A 20,586-nucleotide genomic window follows, 5' to 3' on the forward strand; every position below is an offset into this window, starting at 1 on the left:
GGGTGATGCTTCTAACTTATCCCGAAAGTAGCGACGCAACAGGGGATGAATTTCATACCAACCATCACGATTATCCTGAACTAAACTCAGGTGAACTAAACTATCGGTTAACCATTCCTCCACTGTATCCCCATCCTCATCGGGAAATAAATCCAGAATCATCCCCTTGGGAAAGGGCGCAAGAGCGAATAAACTGAGATAAAGTGCCAAAATTTGGGCTTCTGGTTCGCTATGCAACTCCTCCCAACTGAGATTAAAGGCAGCTTTTAACCCTCTTTCCGCAGTCATTTCCCCATGAAACTTGGGATTTTTGGCTAAGATTGGCTCATCTAAGCCTTTTTCGGCTAATTTCTGCCGTATTTTGCTAATTTTCCAATCCTGTCGTCGTACCAGCAGCCTTGCCACCAATTCTAACGCCAAGGGTAAATAACCTAAATCCTGACATAATAATTTAGCTGCCTCGATTTGTGTGTCAATTCTGTTGTCTTTAAGGTAGGAACGCAATAAATCAAGTGCATCTTTTTCTTTTAATACTTCTACCCGAAAAGTCGCAATTGTCGCTGATAAATATTCCTTGCGAGTGGTAATTAAAACCTGAAAGCGTTTGTCTTCTTGCGGTGGTAAATAATCCCTAATTTGCTGATAATCCCGCACATCATCAAAAATAATTAAGACATTTCCCGCTAACCAATTTTGCCAACAATAACGAATTTTTACGTCTAATTCTCCCTCATCTGGTAAAGTTAATTTGAGATGTACCCGCGCAAAATCTAAAATAGAAGTACCGATAAAACCGCCGTCACTTTCTGCCACATTTAACCAACATATACCCCCGGGATAGGCTTTTTCTCGCCATTCTTGCCAGCCAAACCATCTGGCTAGTTCGGTTTTACCTATGCCTCCCATTCCCGTTAAGGTAGATATAGCAAGCTTTTGGGATTGTTGTAATTGCTTTTTTAAGTCAATTAATTCCTGATCCCTACCAACAAATCTAGGGATATTACTATTAGATAAATTGTGAGGATTGGGTTGAGGAGGCTCTTGGTTAGGCGGATAATTATAAATATTTTGCTTGTCAATATTGATATTGCCTTGAGCATAATTGACTATTTTTTGATCCATATTGTTAACATAATGCTGTGATAAAAATGTTTAATCATACAATATTAACACATCAAAAGGGGAAGGGCGAACGCAATTCGCCCCTACAATGGCATTTTTTTCGGTTCCGTCGGGGTGTATTGCACGCACCCAAGACATTACATGGTGATATTTTGTTCATTAATATTAATGTCCCTTTGAGAAAAATTAACAATTTTTTCAATGGTTTTGATATGGGTTTTTTGTCCAGAGGATTGAGATTGCAAACCCTTAGCAATATTGTTAAGAATATCCTTTAAATTAGGTAAAGGTTCGGATTCTACAATGTCAACCAAATCGGTTATAATTTGGCTTAATTCGGGACTGGTTTTAGCAACAGATTCCACCTCTAGAATTGCCTGTCCATAATCTAAAGGCTGTTCGGGTGCTTTTTCAATTGCGGTGACAGTATCTGGAGAAACTTGTTTCAGGGAAGTGAGAAATTTTCCTGTTTGTTCCCAAACTTTCTCTCCCACTTTTTCACCGGTTTTCTCTAACGCTTTAGTGGCAATAATCGAACCAACTGCGATCGCTGCTCCTGTAAGAGGATCCATAGATAAAATCGGGGTGATGAGGGTTGAGTTTATTATATTATTGGGTTTTGATTTTTTGCCACAATATAGGGATTTTAGAGATTGCTTCAGGTAAATTCCCGTACTGCTAAAGTAAACTTGTGGTTAAGGTATCATTCATGATTCAGTCCTCATTTTAGCTTTCATAATTTTATTCTGCCCTATTTTTCTTAATCAGTCACAGTCCATGACACAATCACAGCAATCACAGTCAAGACGGCATGGGAGAGGAAATATCCGTGTTATTGTAAAAACGGGGATAGATGGGGGGGTTGGTCTTGCAAAATCGGCAAATAGGGATAAAATCAAAACAAGTTAATTTTTTCCCTACCATATCATGTTAACCCCATCGGATAGTAAATTATCTAAGCAGCAGCAGATTCTCTCGGCTGTTTCCGAAGAGGAACAGCTTAAACAGCAACGGATTCAGGAAGTGCTATTGTTAATAGATAGTTTATTCCAAAGAGAGGAAACGACTTTTAGGATTATCATCGACTGTCTTTACGATGTGGGTTCGTTAAATTTAATTAATAAAAAGTTTCATAGTCGTTACTTAAATTTTATTATGAAAGCGATCGCTCGTTTTTCTAAGCCTATATTCAGAATTTATGCTCTCTATTGGGTGAAGAAAAATAGCCCCAAATTAATTACTAATTGGTTGGCTAGTAAGGTTAAATTCTAGATCGATCCCCCCTTAATCCCCCCTTGATAAGGGGGGTGCCGATCCCCCCTTAATCCCCCCTTGATAAGGGGGGTGCCGATCCCCCCTTAATCCCCCCTTGATAAGGGGGGGAACTGACGAGTTAACACCTAACCACTTATAAACCCCAGAGACAGTAATCAGCACCAAGAAAAACTGTTTTGGCAAACCCTAGCTAGGGACTTAAATTTGCACCTGTCTGAGATGACGACGGGGATCGGTGGTACGCTGAGATTTAATTTTCTCGTATAATTCCCGTTCGATCGCCGTTAATTCTTTGGGAGTATCGATGACAATTTTGACTAATTGATCGCCGCGTTGTCCTTTATTATCGATCCAACCTTTGCCGCGTAAGCGCAGGGATTGACTGGAACGAATACCGGCGGGAACTTTTACCGTCACCATGCCATCGGGGGTAGGAACTTCGATTGCTGTGCCTAAAACTGCCTCATCGGGAGTAATCGGCACTTCACAGGTTAAATTATCGCCTTCAAAAGTAAAGAAAGGATGGGGTTCTAATTCCACATCGAGAAATAGATCTCCCCGTTGTTTACTCAAGGGATCGATTAGTCCTTTACCCCGTACCCGGAGACGATTACCGGTTTTGGTTCCTGGGGGGATTTTGATATCGATCATTTCTCCGGCTAAATTAACCCGTTTTTGTACTCCTCGTAAAGCTTCCCCAAAACTCAGACGCAGTTTAGCGGTGGAGACACCAGAAGTGACGGATTGCGGTGGAGTACGAGCGCCGGCAAAGTCGTTAAAATTGCTAAAATCGCCAAATCCTCTCCCCGGAGTCCCGTAGGAATGGGAACTGGGGCGAGTACCGCCGGAGCGCCCCATGCGACCGAGCAGTTCATTGATAAAATCATCAAAGGTGCTGTACTGGCTAAAGTCAAAACCGTCGGAACCAAAGTCAACCCCCCCATTACCACCTGGCCAATTCGATCGCTCGGCCTGTTGCCAATATTGTCCAAATTGATCGTATTTTTGGCGTTTTTCGCTATCGGAGAGGACTTCGTAAGCTTCGCTAATTTCTTTAAAACGTTCTTCGGCGCTTTTATTGTTAGGATTGCGATCGGGGTGATATTTGACAGCTAATTTGCGAAAAGCTTTTTTAATTTCTTCAGCGCTGGCAGTTTTACCTACTCCCAGAACGGCATAATAATCTTTATAATCTGCGGCAGGCATCGATACGCTATCTCCTTAGCAATGGGGATTCAGTCGGGATACTCCTAATCTAACTTAATTTTATCGTTGTCAGGCTTGAATCAGTGATCAGTGATCGGTGAACAGTAACCAGTAACCGGTGATCAGTGAAAATAAAGTGCCAAAGTTTTCACTTAACACTATCTACTTAAAACTCCAATCTGATAACTGATAACTGATCACTGAAAGGGAAATTGCCGACGACGACGATACCAAGTTCCCACACCTACTAACAGAGCAATGAGGGTAAAAGCCACCATTAGGGGCAGTATATCGCCTTTTCCCAAAGATTTTAAACCCGCACCCATCATGACAAAGGGTAAAATTCCGGGGACAGTGCCTAATAAAGTACCGATGAAATAATCGCGAAAACGGATAGAAGTTAATCCCGCAACAAAGTTAACGATACCGTAGGGAATAATCGGTAATAGACGGATAGCAAACATATAAAATAGGCCGCCTTGCTGCATTTCTGCATCGATCGCTTGCCATTTTCCCTGAAATTTTTTGGCGGTATATTCCCGGCCAATAGTACGGGTAAAAGCAAAGGCAACTATAGCGGCCACCAAAGCGGCGATCGTTGTCCAAACTGTTCCCATAACTACCCCAAAGATCGCGCCACCACTGAGGTTTAAGGGGGTAGAAGGTAGGATTAAAATTGTCCCGATCGTATAGACAATAATATACAAAATGGGGGCCATAATTCCCATTTGTTTTAACCAGATCTGTAATTGTTGGGAGTCGATACCACCGATTAGATAAACTCCCATCGCTGTGGCGATAATACAAATTATGGTTAGGATAATAACACTACTTTTAGTTTTAGACATTTAACGGTAATTTTGGGCTAAGTGCGGGTTATAAAACATAAGATGCAATAGGGGTTTATATTTCCCTATTGCCAAAAATTCAGTTAATCTCCTCGAGAACCACGATCGAAAAACCATTGACTTTATAGCGATCGGCAATTACTGCTCCTTGCTCCACAGACCAACAATTATAATTGGTTTCTGCCCAAGCTGCCGTGTCAATAATTCTTACCCAACGATAATTATTGCCTGGGGAGGGAAGACGAAAATCCACCGGCAGATGATACATATTAATTAACACCAAAAAATCGTGATCACCGACGGCACTACCATCAATTAAAAACCAAATAGAGCGAGCATGGGCAGTTAAATCGCTAACCCCATCGGGTTTTTTAAATAAATAGGTGACACTATTGCCCGCATTGAGAACCATATCGCCATAGCGGCGCTGTTTGAGTGCTATATGATTGTTTCTTAAGTGAGCAATATAAGCGGCAAAAATAAATAAAGGATTGCGTTCTTCTTGATTAGTTCCCGTGCCAAAATTATTGTGATAAGCTTCCCGATAACCGGTGGGCAGTAGATGGGGTGAACGGGTGGCAATCATATCATAATTATTCCAAGTGGCCAGACTATCAATATTGTAGGGATTATTATTACCATTTTGGCTGCGGCCAAATTCATCACCCCAGACAGTCATGGGAACACCGCGAGATAAAAATTGAATCGTCCAAAAGTTGCGTAATCTTTGGCGACGTAAGGCCTGATTACCGCCAGAATCCCAAGAATCGTTATTATTATTGCCGCCATCGGAAGGACCAAAAGGCCAGGGATTGAGGTTATTTTTATTGTTATAACTGACCAAATCCATCAGGGTAAAACCATCGTGGGCAACAATAAAACTGATCGATTTGTGTGGTCCGCCTTGGTCATGAAAATTGTGATAATCTCCGTTCACCTGTTCGATGAATTTAAAAGTATTACCATCTCCCTTGCAAAAACGCCGGATTGCATCGCGATAACGGCCATTCCACTCGCCCCAACCCGTTGGGAAATTACCTACTTCGTAACCCCAGATATCCCAAGCTTCGGCGATCATTTCGGCATCATATTTCTTGCCTAATTGCTCGATCTTTTCTAACAAAGGATGTTTAGGAAAGAATTGTTTTTGCTTGTGCCAATCTTCTCGTTCATGACTAGAAGGAGTTCGACCGAGGACGGGGGCCAGATCAAAACGAAAACCATCAACTCCCATGGTTTCTAACCAATAGGTGAGGGAATCAAGAACCAGATTACAGGTGACAATATGGGAAAAGTTTAATTGATTTCCGCAGCCAGTGGCCCCATCGACTAGATAATGTTCGTCGGTGAGTTGATAGTATTCCACCACATCAAAACCACCAAAACTAACAAATCCGGTGACATCGTTGCTGCCCCAATTGCCCCCTTCTCCGGTGTGATTATAGACCACATCGAGATAAACTTCCATACCTTGGTCGTGGAAAGCTTTGACCATGGCCTTAAACTCTCTGGTGGGTCCCCCGGGGGAGCGATCATAAGCATAACGGCGATCGGGAGCGAAATAACCAAAGGTCATGTAACCCCAATAGTTACCGCCGGGGCGATCGTCGGGGTTATTATCGTTAGCGGTTTCCTGGACCGGTAAGAGTTCGATCGTGGTAAATCCCAGCGCTTTCAGATATTTGGCCATATAGCCGGCCCCCGCATAAGTTCCTCTGTACTGGTCGGGAACGTTGGCCACTTCCTCAAAACCCGTAATTCCCTTGAGAATATCTTCCAAACGACTAGCGGAGGGGTGATGACTTAAACCGCGCACATGGGCCTCGTAAATGATCGCTTTTTCGGACCCCAGACGGGGACGAGTACCGGTAGAAGTCCCATCCGGCGCGATCACAATGCCTTTGGGCGACCATTTACCCGTATCGTATTGCCGCCGGATCACTCCTTTGTAGTCCCCTTCTCCCGTGGCATAGATTCCAGCATTTTCTCCGGCCGCGATCATGGCCGGGGTTTCAAGGTCGTGGGAAAGTTCTCGCGCGTAGGGATCGAAGAGGACTTTATTGGGGTTAAAACGATGGCCGAAATCGTCCACATCTGCCTGAAAACCGGCGTTACTGTGACCTCTTTGCCATTTTTGATCAAATTGCCAATTGGAACCCCAACAGCGAAAAGCATAGTAACTGCCGTGGCCAATACCGGCGATTTTTGCCCGCCATATATCATCATTGGGGTTTTTTGTCAACCAGTAATCATACTTAGCGTTTTCTCCCGTCGGGCGATCGTAGATTTCCAGAAGAATCTGACTGGCATTTTTAGAATAGACGGCAAAGGTGACGCTATCGCCCCGATAATGCGCTCCGAGGGGATAGGTGGCATCGGCCCAAAGATGGCTATCTAGGGGGGCATAATTACCAGATTGGGGATGATTTTGACCGATCTCACTCTCCGATTTCATAAGTTTAATAAATCTCAGATTATGACTGTCTAAAGTATAGATTTAGTATGCTCTTGAATGTAAATTTTTATGACGAAATTCAACGTTTCTGGGCTTAATCCATTGACTTAGTTACTCAAATGGTTGAGGATGGGGGGCTGACATAGGCATAACTTTTAGCTGCAGAACTTAAGCATCTCATAAAGTTGCTCCTCCCGACAATCCTCTATCTAATTATGAGAATCAGACAAGCTGGAATCCAAAAGGCAAACAAGTCAAGGTTTATACGCAATTTTCTGCCGGTGCAACCCTTGGCGATCAAGACTTGGCTAATTACTATGAAACGACAGAGCCAGGACTCAATCTTTCCAGCCAATTATAGAATAGTTTAGACATTGTTCCCCAATATTGAGGGGTCACTGACTAACAATTTATCTGATACTCTAACCCTATCTGATCAGGATTTAGATACAATGGATGCTCAACTATCTTAGTTTTTTAGTCTTGATTAACTCAGCGATCACCATCGGAAAATCTGAACCGGGAAATAAATACCATGAAATTAGAAGACATCATTCAACAAAACCTCGTTAAACCCATTGATTCCTTAGCTGGAGACTCGGAACTTTGCCGAGAAGTTCAGACCCGTTTGCAAGTTCTCGGATTACTTGCTGCTCATGGTGTTGATGGCATTTATGGACCCCAAACAAAACAAGCCTTTGAGCAATTCAAACAAAAAATCAAAGAAGGCGAATTGGATACCTTGGGAGCATCTTCGGCAAAATTTTTACTAGAACTTAAAGAATTACCGGGGGGTAATAATTTAATCTCCAAAGCTCAAGCCGAATCTATCTATGGTAATGTCATTAGCGATGGACAATTAGCAGATCTCAATTCTTGCTTAAATCGCTTTGAAATTAACACTCACCCGCGAATGTGTCATTTTTTAAGCCAAACTGCCCATGAAAGTGGTGGCTTGAAATGGATGAAAGAACTCGGTAGCGGTGAGGAGTATAACGGACGGAAAGACCTAGGAAATATTTATCCAGGAGATGGTCCCAAATATAAGGGAGCAGGCGTTATTCAACTAACGGGACGCAGTAACTATCAAGCTTTTGCGAATTATATTCATGATCCGAAAGTGATGGATGGAGTTGACTATGTTAGTACCACCTATCCTTTTACCAGTGGCGGTTTTTGGTGGCATAACAATAACATGAATGCTCTTTGTGATCGCGGTGCAACAGTGGAAGAAATCACCCGACGAGTCAATGGTGGTCTTAACGGACTAGCTGATCGTCAAGCTTACTACGAAAAAGCGATCAAAGTTTTTCCTGTTTAGCAATGCTTGTCCTACATTTTCCGCCAATAGCTGTTCTGGTGCTAATTTTTACACCTCTAATGATGGGGTAAGTTGGGGTCAACTTAATCAAGTTAAAAAGAGCGGTCATCCCTTTTTTGTGAAATTTGTTTTGTGACCAAACCATTAACAATTTTCTGGTGACTCAATTACCTGGATTTGTCTAAGATACGCCTAATCAATTCACAATCGGAGGGAGAAAATTTCAATGCCTACTTACGATCAACAACAAACGCTTTTCTGTCTTTCTATGTTCGCTAATATCAGTAATAGCGAGAAAGTTATTACAGATTTAGCCAATCCTACGGTTCAAGCAAAAATTGGTCAATGGACAATTCTTTGGGGTCCTGTTATTTATTATCATGATCCTAAAAATCAGAACTGGGATAATATTATGTATGTGGCGAAGGGAGAAAATGCCGAAACCAATAACCCTCAATATGTAGTTGCGATCGCTGCTACGAATCCGAAATCAGTTTTTGACTGGTTACAGGAGGATGCTGCTACCCATAACATGGTTTCCTGGTCAACGCAATTCCCCGAACGCGGAAAAATTTCGGAAGGAACAAACACCGGAATTACTATTCTGCAAAACCTGAAAGATGCTTCTAACCGCTCTCTGTTAGAATTTTTGACCCAGGAAATTCCCAGCCAATCTGACCAACCGATCGAAATCATTACCACCGGCCATAGTTTAGGTGGTGCATTATCTCCAGTAATGGCATTATGGCTGTACGAAAATCAAGCAACTTGGAACCCTACCGGTAAACAAATCACCGTCAATACCCAATTTTCTGCCGGAGCAACCCCAGGGGATCAAACCTTTTCTGATTACTACGGAAATACGGAGCCAGGTCTCAATCAAAGCAGCCGACTCTGGAATAGTTTGGATATTGTTCCCCATGCTTGGAATATTCAGCAATTACAGCAGATTCCTACCCTGTATCAATCTTGTAATATTCCTAAATCTTCGAGAATTGCACTATTAGTTGATAGTCAAATTCAAAAAGTAAAAAACTGTAATTATCTCGCCTTAAATCCCAGCACTTTTGCCATGAAAGGTGAATGTGGCGTTTTTTCTCAACCGCAAACAACTCCCCTGAAGCAATTTCTGCAAGAAGCCTATTTTCAGCACATTCAAGCTTATTTCAATCTTCTGGAAATTGACTGGCCGCTGACGGAAAATGTGGCTGATTCTCTCACGCTAACAGAGCAAGATTTAGATGATATTGCCACTAAGTTAAGCTAATTATTCTATCGCTAAACAGTCGGCAGTGGGAATCGGCACGACTGTAAATGGGGAGGAACAGAAAGGGCTAATATTTAAATTATTCACTTCTGACCTCTCAAGTAATTATCTTTAACTGTAACTCAATTAACGACTTTAAAAAGTCAACAATACTCATCTTCATCAAGGAGAAAATTATTATGGGTGCTGGATTTCACATACAAATTGTCAACGCTACGCCATATAACATCAATCAAGTAAAATCCCACAGTTACCAGATGGAGTGGGATCCATCTTCTCAGATTAGTCCTAATTCCTTTACTCAATTTTATGCTGAGTTTAAAGAAACAGTAGGTCATGACAGTATAGATGATGCGGGTGATGTTGAATATACCCTTGAGGAGGTAAGTAACTTTAACTTTACAATTAGTGCTAAAAAGAGTGGAGTTCACGGACTATCAACGCCTGTCCCCTCAGAAGCAGGTTATGGGGTTTTAGTTGAATGGCAAAATATTCCCAATGGTCTTTTTGTTTATCCTACTCCAGATACTACTAATACATCTGCTGTAGGATGGATTCATGATGGAGTAGTAACGATCGCCCTTGGTTATTTCCCTAGTAATACCCAAAACCCAATTAGTTCCTATCCAACCCCTGATTATGGCAGTGGCGGATTAGCAGATGATCAAAGTGTGTTACGTCCTTCCGTATTACACTGGGCTAATAATTGGATGGAATTATTTGCCCCTTGTATTCAAAACCTTTGTCTCAATGAGTTAACCCTGCCAGGCACTCACGATGCCTCAACTTATTGCGCTGGTAGTATTAGCCAAACGTGGGTACAAACTCAATACCAAAACATCAATCAGCAACTTAGTCAAGGTATTCGTGCCCTTGATCTCAGGTTAATGCTTAGTAGTGGCTCAGGGGATAATCAATTTGTTATGTGTCACGGGAGTTTTGCTCTCCCCCTGACTTTAGTAGATTTTCTCAATCAAGTAACGCAATTTTTAGCTGATAATCCCCAAGAATTTGTTATTCTTGACTTACATGATTTTGAGGGAAATTGGACAAGCCAAACCTATCAAGATTTATCTAATCTGATTATCAACACTATTGGACAGGATAAATTAATTCCGCCCTCTGGTATTTCTCAACCCTTAAAAGACCTTTGGCAAACTACTGGCCGAGTTGTAGTTGGTTCTCTCGAATTTCCTGATAGTATGTCTGATTGGTTAGCACAAAATACACCCTTTTGGAGCAGTTCTATTAAACAATATTGGTGTGGTACAAGTGTAACTCTTTGGTCAGACGTGCAGAGTTATTTACAACAACAAATTGACGCTATCAACCAACCTAATAATTTTCTCTGGTCATTAATGGCTCAGTATAATTATGAAGGTGCTTATGGAGTACCAGCTAATGTGCCTAAAGAACTCTCTAGCTTTTTCGCTGGTTTAAATGGCATCAAATCTAACATTATTGCCACTGATTGGTGGAATCGCGTCAATACTAGCACCGGACAACTAGAAACCACTGTCAATAATTTTTCTGCTCTCATTAATGGAGTCCCTTTAAACATTTTAAAAGGGTATCGACGGGCAAATAACTTACCCCTATGGTAACTGCCATTAGATAGGCGATCGCCCCTAATTGAGCCTAGTTATCCTAAATCTCTGATACAGTCGGCAGTGGGAATCGGCACGACTCTAAATGGGGAGGGAAAGAAAGGGAAAATAATTAAATTATTTACTTCTGACCTCTCAAGTAATTCTCTTTAACTTCAACTCAAAAGGAGATAATCATGTCTTTTCCCTACACTCAATGTATTTCGGCAATCACTATTCCTGCTGGTGAATATCAGAACTATACTTTTGTCGTCGCTGCTTACCAAAGTGGGATCTCGGTTGGGCAATTTTCACCGAATCTAACCCCACCAAGTTATACTTTAGGGGGGGTGAGTAATCTTGATAATAATGGTGCCAGTACCACTGCTATTGAGTTTCTGCTTGATTACAGCAACACTGACTATTCACCACCTTACTATTTTGTTTACGGATCTGAAGACGAGAATATTTGGCTTAATAGCATTAATCCCGCTACTGGAGGCAGCCACTTCACAAGTAGTAATGTCACGACTCAGATCGCTTCGGAAAAACAACCCGATGCGCCAATTGCCGGACTTTTCTATTATTTCCCCGAAAGCCTTCTTTACGTGGCAGCGTCTAATGGCAACCTCTACTGGTATTCAGTCACTTGGTCTAACGGCGTGCCGAGCTTGTCTTATGTGGGTTCAAACACATCTTATAACGAAGATGGAGCGTCTGGAGCGTCCGTATCTCTGACCTTTTTCCCTGCGAACACGCTAACTAATTACGATTGTCTGTTACTCGGCGGTGTGAAAGAAGCTACGGGGGTTATCTTCAATGCTCAGAACCCATCTTCAACTCCTATCCTTTACGGTTATCACGGCGGATGTACTGCAACTGACGTTTGTAAAGGACCAAATGGCATTTACTGGGCAACCCCGGCTGGCGGTTTACACTATCAGCCCTATAGTGGTTTCAATGCCTCGTTAAGTCCTATTTGGACAGTACCCAGTGGACAGGTCATTTTATCTTTGGCCTACTCACCAAACGCCGGTAATGCAGATCCGGGAAATTATCCAGAGGGAGCAATCTTTATTGCCACGGCTCCGTCCAACCCCTCTAATTCCTCTATGGGCAGTATCTGGGTTGTTGATGTCAAGAGTAATACGGTGGGCAATGCCGCCCAACAGTATCAAACCATCTCAGGGTCCCCTTGGGCGATCATTGCTGATGCCAATCTGAATTATATGTGTGCAACTGGTTCATGTGGTGTTTTCCTAAGTACCTTGGCAGCTTATAATCCAGAATCAAATATTCCTGAGAATGGAATGTTAGTACCAAATAAGGTGACTAGCGGTGTTGGGCATACCTGGATCAGTGATCTTGTTTCCGCCGCCGCGTTGGTTTTTGGCGTGGTGACAGAGGATCCCGTTGCTGTCGGTTGGGCAGTTGCAGGTATTGATGCTGCGGCAATCGATTCCAAAACGGGTTATTAAGCGAATAGGACGCTATAGTACCAGTTGGTTGGTGTGAGAAAAAAAAACAAACTTTCCTCAACCAACCTAACAATCTCTTGAATCAACAAAACTTAATCAAATATTCAAGGAGGTCATCAATTTATGGTTTTATACCGATGCAAAGAAAGCTATACCATCACCGTCAAAGATGAGGATGGATCTTTTTTATGGAATTTTAATAACTTTCCCTGCGATTTTGTCGGAGACAGACGGGGTGAAGCCGATATGGGAGCTATTCCTTTTGAGTTTAAACCCTACAATATACCTCTAGTGGTTGCCAATGCTAGATTGTTTTCTGTCTTGGGTTTTGATGATCCCTCTTGGGTGGGAAGTCCCTTAGATATTCATCTCTGCTTTGCCGCTGATAATGGGATGCAGTCGATTACTTTAATCCCCAATAAAACGGCGGGTTTTGATGTAATTGAAGACAGCGAACGTTGTAACATCCTTCGTCATGTCTATAATAGTCGTTCCTATTTTGAAATTCTGTTAGGTAGTACACAAGAAAACGCGGATACGGATACCATTTGGCTACATACTATGAATGTCTATCAAGACTAACCATTAAAGCGGATTCGCTAACTATCAACTTGAATTGGCCTATTCATCCAGTGGAAGTCGAGATATTAAGCGATCGCCTAGCTCAAGACTAATAAAAACGCTGAAAAAATTAACAACAGGAGAAACAACTATGACTGGTACTAATTCCACTAGCCCAAATTATGTAATCGTAACCGATCAATATTGGGATGGTTTGGCTGATAATCCCCTTGGTGCCACGGAAATTCGCGTCGAAAATGGGAATATCACTGCGATCGCTACAACAGTTGATCACAGCAACGCTCAAATTATTGAACTAAAAGGACACACCGTTACCCCTGGTTTCATTGATTGTCATGTTCATATTACCTTCTGTGAAGGGGATCCTACAATTCCAGAAAATCCTTATATGGTGACAGTGCCATTAATGACCCTTTATAGCTTAAATCCCCTGAAAATACTGTTAATGAACGGTTTTACTACTATACGGGAAGTGGGTTGTCCCGATCCAGAATTTATTACCGTCGATCTCAAAAAAGCGATCGCCAAGGGCTGGATTATTGGACCAGATCTATTGGTAGCACCTCACCTGATTTCAGCCCAAGGAGGACATGGTGATTTTACCTCTTTAGTTGCTTTTCAGTTCAGACCAGAAAAATTTGAAGTAGCAGACGGAACAGCAGAAATTATCCGCATAGTACGGGAAGAAATTCGCTCAGGAGCAGATTGGATTAAATTCTGTGCCACAGGGGGTTTTAGCTCTCCTACGGATGATCCGAGTCAAACCACCTATTCCCAAGAGGAGATGAATATTCTGGTTAGTACCGCCAAAGATTTCGGTATTTCTGCTTGTCCTCACGCTTATGGAGGGGAAGGGGTTCAACGTGCTGTTAACGCGGGGGTACGTTCCATTGAACATGGTAATCTTGCCAGTTCCGAGACTTTGCAATTGATGGAAGAGAAAGGAGTTTATCTGGTACCAACTCAATACACTGTTTTAGAAAAAGCTCGCAATGCTAATAATCCTGAATATTGGCAAAATCGTTCTCCTTGGCAACACGCTAAATATCAAAAATATGCCTCTCAACTGATTGCTTGTGCTGATAATTTAGCTAAAAGTAACGTTAAGATTGCTTTTGGTACTGATGCGGGAACTTTTCCTCATATAGATAACTGGAAAGAGTTTCCAGCGATGGTTCAAAATGGGATTACTCCTTTACGCGCTTTAAAAGCAGCAACTACTGTAGCGGCTGAATTATTAATGCAGCCGAATATTGGTGCGTTAGCGGTGGGGAAATTTGCTGATATTATCGCTATGCCGGGTAATCCTTTTGAGGATATTAATGTTACTGGTAAAGTTGATTTTGTCATGAAACGGGGAGTCATCTATAAACAACCATCGGGAGGACAAGTATAATGGTTTTGTCATCAAATCTCTGGAAGACACCAGTAACACTGCTGACGGGTTTTTTAGGTGCGGGTAAAACTACTTTACTTAACTCCATTCTTAAGGGTAAAAGTGATCGCCGTTTCGGCATACTTGTCAATGATTTTGGTAGTCTTAATATTGATCAGATGTTAATTAAAAATAGAGACGATGATCTAATCACTCTTGAGGGAGGTTGTGTTTGTTGTAGTTTACAAAATAATCTGGTTAATTCCCTTCCCAAAATCCTATCTCTCCGTCCAGATCAGATCTTAATTGAAGCCAGTGGAATTGCTAACCCTTATACCCTGTTACAAACCCTAAAGCGTCCAGTTTTAAGTAGAATAATTCGCTTGGAAAGCATTATTACCCTAGTTGATGCTACCTATCTACCCCAAATTTGTGAACCATCTGGAAAAATTAACTATCAAGATTTGCTAATTGATCAAATTTCGGCTGCTGATATTGTGGTTCTCAATAAAATTGATTTGATTGATGAAAAAGCACAAATTAATGCTAGTCAAATTATCCAAAAAATAGCACCTTGGGTGCGTTTGTTAAAAGGGAGTTATGGGGATGTTTCCCTAGATTTATTATTAGGATTTAGGGACTCATTTCCCGTTCATTCTGTATCTAGTCAATTAAAATCTAATCCCTCGGATAACTTTCATACTTGGAGTTATGAAAGTGTTCGCCCTTTTCAGTTATTAACCCTGCGAAAAATATTAGGGAAATTACCCGTAACTGTATTGCGAGCCAAGGGTATTTTATCTACTGTTGAACATCCCAATAGAGGAGTAATTTTGCAACAAGTGGGGCCGAGAATTACCTTAGAAATAGGCGAAGAATGGGGTAATAATCCACCCTTTACCCAATTGGTATTAATTAGCACGGAGGCAATTAATACAAACATATTACAAGATCAATTAGATAGCTGTTTAACAGTAGAGGATTTTGAGGTAAATTCAAAAACTCAAACTAAGGATAATTTTATTTTAAGTAACGAAATATAACAAATATATCACAATTATCTAGGGTCAAACTTTTTATCAAAAAACTGGGTTTAAAACCTCGCCCTTCTAGGGGGACTTTATGTTAGAATTTTAGTAATCTAGAAAACCCGCCCTATCATAGAGAAAATCCGGCAACGGATTGACCCTGAGCGTAGCCGAAGGGTCAACGTCGAGTAAGGGGAAGCTGCAGAGATAGCCTTTTCATTCTATTAATCAATCTAAAAAGTCCCCAAAAAATATGATAACTTCCACTCCAGTCAAAAAAAATGACGATATTAACGCCTTAAATGCGGATATTCGGGAAGTTTTATTAGAGGTTTTGCCGATAATTTCTCCTGAATTACAACTAGAAATTGCTAACTTAGTTCAACAGATTCATCATCTGAATTATTTGATTTATAAAAAAAGTAATAGCTGGAAAATTGGTTGGTTTATTTTTAACAATGATCCAACTAAATTGATTTTGTTATTAGAGGAAATTAAATATATATTGCTCATGGCAAAAACTAATAAAGTCGGAGTTGATGCTATTCGAGAATTCAGAATTAATCTAGAAAAGGAAATTAATAATAGTCGCTATTTTTTATGGGGACATATTTTAAATGGATTTAGTTCTATCTATTCTACAAGATCAGTCCCATTCAAAATATTTTTAGGTTTATCTATTACAACTTTTTTATCTATTATTGCCCTCAAATTTTCTGCTCAAGAAATTTACATATTTGATGATAATTTACACCAGAAATCCTCTCAAAAGGAGGCACTTATTTCAAAACCATTACCTCAAGCAAACTCCCCAGTACCCATTCCTTCTAGTAGTTATTCAGAACAGTTAAAATCATCGAGTGATACGATAAATCCTAATCGGCATATATTTTATGGTTTAGTTTATGCGGCAACAGCAGGAGTGTTGGGAAGTGTTGCCAGTATTTTACTCAGAATTATCGACTTTACAGACCAAAAATATGACGACCCCCTCATTCCTTTTTTTATTGGTTTGTTTAGACCCTTAATTGGTCTAATTTTCGGTATTTTTATCTTTAGTTTAATTAGCTCAGATACGTTGATTAAAATTGATTTTATGATTACCCAGGATCAAAATTCTTCTAGTTTAATAACAAACAAAGCCCGTCAGGATTTATTTATCTTTTCCTGTGCTTTTTTAGTGGGACTTAGTGAAAGATTTGCCTCAGATTTAGTTAAAAAAACTGAATCTGGATTAATTGAAAAAGAAAAATAATTTTATTGGCTAAATTATACGGACTTTTGCGGATTCAAGACATACAATAACAGCAGTGGGCAAAATAATTGCGGAGATCAAGAAAGTAACCGTTCGCATCCGTTCATCGCTGTTTGAGTTGCCTTTTTTATTCTTGAGCATCCACCAGAGAATTGGTATAGCTACCCCTTCATGGACAATGCCGACTGTGAGGATGTTGTAGTGATGACTACCAAATGACCAATTGGTGCGGTCAATACTCAATACCCAGGGTTGAGAGATATGGAGCCACTGGACTACAATGGGAGCTATTTGAGAGTAATCTCTCTGGAAGTCCCCAAACAAGCGTTGTCATCGTTTGTAATGGGACTATACGAATACCCGACCTTCAAAACCTAGAGCTAATTCCTTGAGGTTGACTGACGGTTTTTACTTTCAACAGAGCTAGTAAGAATAGAGCGAGGAAAGAGAGTCTTGCTCCCTGCCATCCCTTGAGGAGGTTTGAGAGCTTGTTTCAATGCGTTATATTGGTTCCTAGGAGTTTCAAGATTAGTGCTATTTTTGATAAAACCCTACTCCCGCCTACTTTTCCAGCTTTTTGTCCTGTACTTAGGAGAATTTACATAATTTTCCTCTCTAAAGCCAGAATTGACAATCATCTTCTAATAAACTAGGACAAATTCCTTGTAAGCGTCGATAAGCAATAGCATCCGCTCCATACAAAGGGATAGGTAAACGGGGTTCTTTGAGAGAACCATAGTGAAGTAAAGTTAATTTTAACGTAGTGTCAACTAACTGTTTTAAATTTACTTGATCTCCTAATTCATGAACTTTTAAGCGCAAGGGACGAGGAACACCTATTTGTTCAGACACTTGGGACGTTATCAGGATAACTTCCCGCTTTGATAAAGCAAAAGCTAATCCTTTTGAGGGAGCATTTATCTGTTTTTGCTCAAAATTATAAAGTCTAGGAATGCCAGTTTTATAACATTCTACGAGAATAAATTTAGCATTAATCGCTCTAGCTCTTGCTAGTAAATTCTCAATCTCCTTTCCTTGAAATTTACCATCTCTGTAAATGAGAACTGTCTGATTTTTTAGTTCAGCTTGCGGTAAACAATTTTCCAGAATACGTTGAGGAATTTCTTCTCCCTCGGTTAAACTATCTTCTACCCGACAGCGAACAAATTCTCCCTGTTTTCCATATAGTCGCACACTTGCACAAACATTGAGACTCCCTGGAAGATTTTTTTTAGGCATCCTTCCCACATCTAAACCAATAAAATAATCGGCAATTTCTAGAGGTTCAGCAAGGACATAGGGTAAATTTCCTAATTTGGCTAGGATTCCGGGGACAACTTGATTGAGAATATTCTTATAGTTGCTCTTATCATTTAAAGTTTTCTCATAAATCATTTGAGTTATAACTCCACGCTCCAAAAACTTTTTTTTAATCCACGAATATAAACTTCCTTCTTCAGTATTATCAGCATTGCGATCCTCTTGAGGAAGAAAGACTAAAGCAATATCTACAGGAATTTCTCCTCGAATTAATTGATCAACTGCTTCTTCCAGTCTAGCTCTTTTTTCAAATCCTACACCTTCAACAGAGAAATTTATTTGATTCTCTGCTGGCAAAATGGTCTCAAATTTATAAAGTTCTAATCGCTTTTCTAATTGTTCTCTAAAATCTCCCACTTTTAAATTAGATGGTTTCAGAATAGCTAAACGAATTTTACGAGCAGGATCCTCATATTCTCGATGACGTTGATATACACCCCCCTTCGATAATCCTTTGAGAGTTTCTCTTTTTTCTCCCCTTTCTTCCTTACCAAATAAGATGGGAGTTTGCTCAAGAGAAATAGAAGGAGTCCAAAATAATGCGGGGTATTCTTGGCTGTTAATACTTTTTTCTTTTAACTGAAACCCAAAGTTATTTAAAGTCTTTTGTGCCTCCTGCTTATACAATTTTAATCGTTCTTGTCGTTCAGCATAGAAGATTTTTGTTTCCTTTAATAACTCTCCGTAATTGACTTGAAATAAACTCTCATCCTTATCTGTCATACAGGGTTTTAAAGCTGCCAATGGATAAATATACTCCTTGGTATTTTTGCCAAATTGTACCGCCACCACTGGCTGCCCCAGATGAGCTTCTTCTAATTTTCTTCGACTAATTGAACCCGTAGCTCTTGTTAATAGTTCCTCTCTTTTTTCCCCAATTGTACCCGCTATTCTAATAATTTTAGCTGTCCCATTAGTTTCTATAGTTTTAACCTTTAAACCTACTAATAATTTAGCCGCATCTTGTCTATAGGGATGATTTTCATAAAACTGTTCTAAATCTCCACTATAGACAATACTACTTTCAAGAGTTAAACAAATAGCTGGATCGGTGTCATTGATGATTTCTGCCCAAAAGTTAACTTCTCTCCTTACCTGTACTTGGTTTTCACTTATCTGACTATCTTTGGGAAAAACTATTGGATAGGAAAATTTACCAAATATTTTCAGAATTCTAACTGCTAATTGTGCTGTAACTAAAGCTGTTATCTGAAAGTCTTTTAGCCAATGAATAGAATAATAGTGATCGCCAATATCTTCTCGTAAAACCTCTTGAATATCTGATAAAGCTTCTTTCCACTGTTGTGGAGAGGGAAGAGATTTTTCATCTTTAGCTAATACCCAAAAACAATTATCTTCAAAAATAACCACCACAGCAGGAAACTTCCGACTGAATTGCCAACCAAAACGATTACCTATTTTTCTAGTAACTTGATGATTAAGCTTAAAACAATTTAAACAATTATTCTTGAGAGTTAAGGAACTAATTTCACTCAAAAATATTGGAGAGTTGGCTGTTTTAGTTTCTGTGTAATTCATGATCTAAACCTCCTTATTTGCATAATCACAAATCGATGTAAACGGACAATAACGACAGACATAGCCACTTTGAGGCGGAAAAATATGATAAAAATCTTTGGGGTGATCTTTATATTTTTGTAGTTGTTGCTGATGTTTTTTGGCCAGGGAAGCTAGTTCGATTTTAACTGCTTCTATTGCCTCAGAAGACAGGGATATTTTTTCTGAGCTTGTTTGGGTTTCTAAATTGTAAAAAGAAGCGACAATTTTTTTCTGAGGATAACGGTAACTAGCCGCCAGTAAATAAACATGAGCCTGACGACGATCAAAATTAGATTGACCAGTTTTCAAATCTAAAATATGTATAGTGTCATCAGCTTCTCTGAAAATACAATCAAAGGCAGCGGACAAATTAAACCGATATTTGCCTTGCTCGATAACAATAGGTTCTGGATAACCTTCATCGCCTCTAGATAAATTAATAATCTCTTGATTCAATAAAATTGGTTGTTGATAGTAATTGTTTAAAATTACTAAAACCCTAGCTTGAATTTCTGGCGATTCTTGATTTAATTGCAGGATTTTTGCCACTTGTTCCACCCCATGGGAACCTGATAATCTCACCGGCTCTTGATGAAACTCAAAAACTCCCCTTTGTGCCAACTTACCAATTTTTTGCGGTTGATTATCTTCTGATAATAATCTTTGGACTTCTGGTTCTTTGTTTCGCGCTTTTTCAAACCCCCGTTTTGTCTGACAATGCCAATTCTCATAGCCAATCGCTGGTTTTAGTGATCGCCAAAGACTATAGCTCATCGGAGGATACCAAGGCTTTTTGGGGGACTGGCAGGACAAGATTTTTTCCCTCGGTCAGGATAATGCTAGGATGACATTGACTAAAATAATCAACGCCAATGAACTAACTTTAGCCTATGTTGACTGAAATAGTC

16 protein-coding genes and 1 pseudogene are annotated in these 20,586 nt (G+C 40.2%); 9 read left to right on the forward strand and 8 right to left on the reverse strand.

Annotated features, from left to right (window positions below):
• Together EWV60_RS10845 and EWV60_RS10850 are read right to left on the reverse strand one after the other, a co-directional pair.
• On the reverse strand, positions 1–1,122 hold a 1,122-nt coding region (locus EWV60_RS10845; protein WP_287232258.1), incomplete at its 3' end, for an NB-ARC domain-containing protein.
• 137 nt (positions 1,123–1,259) lie between these two features.
• Entirely contained in the window at positions 1,260–1,694 is a 435-nt protein-coding gene (locus EWV60_RS10850) for a hypothetical protein (protein WP_287232259.1), read from the reverse strand.
• Positions 1,695–2,049: 355 nt separating this feature from the next.
• On the opposite strand from EWV60_RS10850, the gene EWV60_RS10855 reads away from it, so the two are divergent.
• Positions 2,050–2,394, forward strand: a complete 345-nt coding sequence (locus EWV60_RS10855; RefSeq protein ID WP_002756080.1) for a hypothetical protein — start codon at positions 2,050–2,052, stop codon at positions 2,392–2,394.
• Positions 2,395–2,595: 201 nt separating this feature from the next.
• On the opposite strand, the gene EWV60_RS10860 is transcribed toward EWV60_RS10855, so the two are convergent.
• The 3 genes from EWV60_RS10860 to EWV60_RS10870 all read right to left on the reverse strand — a co-directional run bounded on the left by EWV60_RS10860 (position 2,596) and on the right by EWV60_RS10870 (position 6,906).
• On the reverse strand, positions 2,596–3,603 hold the full coding sequence (locus EWV60_RS10860) for a DnaJ C-terminal domain-containing protein (protein ID WP_024968946.1): 1,008 nt from the start codon (positions 3,601–3,603) through the stop codon (positions 2,596–2,598).
• A 197-nt stretch (positions 3,604–3,800) separates the two neighbouring features.
• Positions 3,801–4,451: a TVP38/TMEM64 family protein gene (locus EWV60_RS10865; RefSeq protein WP_002747821.1), complete on the reverse strand. Its 651-nt coding sequence runs from the start codon at positions 4,449–4,451 to the stop codon at positions 3,801–3,803.
• Positions 4,452–4,530: 79 nt separating this feature from the next.
• On the reverse strand, positions 4,531–6,906 hold the full coding sequence (locus EWV60_RS10870; RefSeq protein ID WP_287232260.1) for a glycogen debranching protein: 2,376 nt from the start codon (positions 6,904–6,906) through the stop codon (positions 4,531–4,533).
• Between the two features lie 535 nt (positions 6,907–7,441).
• Here EWV60_RS10870 and EWV60_RS10875 point away from each other — a divergent pair.
• From EWV60_RS10875 to EWV60_RS10910, 8 genes are all read left to right on the forward strand, one after another.
• On the forward strand, positions 7,442–8,227 hold the full coding sequence (locus EWV60_RS10875; protein ID WP_193979561.1) for a chitinase: 786 nt from the start codon (positions 7,442–7,444) through the stop codon (positions 8,225–8,227).
• Between the two features lie 226 nt (positions 8,228–8,453).
• Positions 8,454–9,494, forward strand: coding sequence for a lipase family protein (locus EWV60_RS10880; RefSeq protein ID WP_287232261.1), 1,041 nt, complete (start codon positions 8,454–8,456; stop codon positions 9,492–9,494).
• A gap of 179 nt (positions 9,495–9,673) precedes the next feature.
• Positions 9,674–11,098: a phosphatidylinositol-specific phospholipase C domain-containing protein gene (locus EWV60_RS10885; protein ID WP_287232262.1), complete on the forward strand. Its 1,425-nt coding sequence runs from the start codon at positions 9,674–9,676 to the stop codon at positions 11,096–11,098.
• 179 nt (positions 11,099–11,277) lie between these two features.
• On the forward strand, positions 11,278–12,558 hold the full coding sequence (locus EWV60_RS10890; protein WP_287232263.1) for a hypothetical protein: 1,281 nt from the start codon (positions 11,278–11,280) through the stop codon (positions 12,556–12,558).
• A 123-nt stretch (positions 12,559–12,681) separates the two neighbouring features.
• Positions 12,682–13,140 carry a hypothetical protein gene (locus EWV60_RS10895; protein WP_069474269.1) on the forward strand — a complete coding sequence of 153 codons (459 nt, stop codon included), beginning with the start codon at positions 12,682–12,684 and terminating at the stop codon, positions 13,138–13,140.
• 130 nt (positions 13,141–13,270) lie between these two features.
• Positions 13,271–14,536 carry a metal-dependent hydrolase family protein gene (locus tag EWV60_RS10900; RefSeq protein ID WP_287107623.1) on the forward strand — a complete coding sequence of 422 codons (1,266 nt, stop codon included), beginning with the start codon at positions 13,271–13,273 and terminating at the stop codon, positions 14,534–14,536.
• Entirely contained in the window at positions 14,536–15,558 is a 1,023-nt protein-coding gene (locus EWV60_RS10905; protein WP_287232264.1) for a CobW family GTP-binding protein, read from the forward strand. The genes EWV60_RS10900 and EWV60_RS10905 overlap by 1 nt, the downstream gene beginning before the upstream one ends.
• 238 nt (positions 15,559–15,796) lie before the next feature.
• On the forward strand, positions 15,797–16,798 hold the full coding sequence (locus EWV60_RS10910; RefSeq protein ID WP_287232265.1) for a hypothetical protein: 1,002 nt from the start codon (positions 15,797–15,799) through the stop codon (positions 16,796–16,798).
• Positions 16,799–16,873: 75 nt separating this feature from the next.
• Here EWV60_RS10910 and EWV60_RS10915 read toward each other — a convergent pair.
• The 3 genes and pseudogenes from EWV60_RS10915 to EWV60_RS10925 all read right to left on the reverse strand — a co-directional run.
• Positions 16,874–17,343 (reverse strand): annotated as a pseudogene (locus EWV60_RS10915) (IS4 family transposase); the annotation flags it as partial.
• A 70-nt stretch (positions 17,344–17,413) separates the two neighbouring features.
• Positions 17,414–19,657: a Piwi domain-containing protein gene (locus EWV60_RS10920; RefSeq protein WP_287232266.1), complete on the reverse strand. Its 2,244-nt coding sequence runs from the start codon at positions 19,655–19,657 to the stop codon at positions 17,414–17,416.
• Between the two features lie 3 nt (positions 19,658–19,660).
• The gene (locus EWV60_RS10925) at positions 19,661–20,452 is read right to left on the reverse strand and encodes a PD-(D/E)XK nuclease family protein (RefSeq protein ID WP_002756102.1); all 792 of its coding nucleotides are present in this window, start codon (positions 20,450–20,452) and stop codon (positions 19,661–19,663) included.
• Between the last annotated feature and the right edge of the window lie 134 nt (positions 20,453–20,586).

This window comes from Microcystis sp. Msp_OC_L_20101000_S702, from assembly GCF_007095705.1.
In the GTDB taxonomy this organism is placed as follows: Bacteria; Cyanobacteriota; Cyanobacteriia; order Cyanobacteriales; family Microcystaceae; genus Microcystis; species Microcystis ichthyoblabe_A.

What these genes read in the sequence shown, in the direction of transcription:
- EWV60_RS10895 (WP_069474269.1), top strand. Translation starts at nt 12,682, where the DNA reads ATGGTTTTATACCGATGCAAAGAAAGCTATACCATCACCGTCAAAGAT.
- EWV60_RS10855 (WP_002756080.1), top strand. Translation starts at nt 2,050, where the DNA reads ATGTTAACCCCATCGGATAGTAAATTATCTAAGCAGCAGCAGATTCTC.
- EWV60_RS10920 (WP_287232266.1), bottom strand. Translation starts at nt 19,657, where the DNA reads ATGAATTACACAGAAACTAAAACAGCCAACTCTCCAATATTTTTGAGT.
- EWV60_RS10925 (WP_002756102.1), bottom strand. Translation starts at nt 20,452, where the DNA reads ATGAGCTATAGTCTTTGGCGATCACTAAAACCAGCGATTGGCTATGAG.
- EWV60_RS10870 (WP_287232260.1), bottom strand. Translation starts at nt 6,906, where the DNA reads ATGAAATCGGAGAGTGAGATCGGTCAAAATCATCCCCAATCTGGTAAT.
- EWV60_RS10890 (WP_287232263.1), top strand. Translation starts at nt 11,278, where the DNA reads ATGTCTTTTCCCTACACTCAATGTATTTCGGCAATCACTATTCCTGCT.
- EWV60_RS10865 (WP_002747821.1), bottom strand. Translation starts at nt 4,451, where the DNA reads ATGTCTAAAACTAAAAGTAGTGTTATTATCCTAACCATAATTTGTATT.
- EWV60_RS10850 (WP_287232259.1), bottom strand. Translation starts at nt 1,694, where the DNA reads ATGGATCCTCTTACAGGAGCAGCGATCGCAGTTGGTTCGATTATTGCC.
- EWV60_RS10885 (WP_287232262.1), top strand. Translation starts at nt 9,674, where the DNA reads ATGGGTGCTGGATTTCACATACAAATTGTCAACGCTACGCCATATAAC.
- EWV60_RS10875 (WP_193979561.1), top strand. Translation starts at nt 7,442, where the DNA reads ATGAAATTAGAAGACATCATTCAACAAAACCTCGTTAAACCCATTGAT.
- EWV60_RS10900 (WP_287107623.1), top strand. Translation starts at nt 13,271, where the DNA reads ATGACTGGTACTAATTCCACTAGCCCAAATTATGTAATCGTAACCGAT.
- EWV60_RS10910 (WP_287232265.1), top strand. Translation starts at nt 15,797, where the DNA reads ATGATAACTTCCACTCCAGTCAAAAAAAATGACGATATTAACGCCTTA.
- EWV60_RS10880 (WP_287232261.1), top strand. Translation starts at nt 8,454, where the DNA reads ATGCCTACTTACGATCAACAACAAACGCTTTTCTGTCTTTCTATGTTC.
- EWV60_RS10905 (WP_287232264.1), top strand. Translation starts at nt 14,536, where the DNA reads ATGGTTTTGTCATCAAATCTCTGGAAGACACCAGTAACACTGCTGACG.
- EWV60_RS10860 (WP_024968946.1), bottom strand. Translation starts at nt 3,603, where the DNA reads ATGCCTGCCGCAGATTATAAAGATTATTATGCCGTTCTGGGAGTAGGT.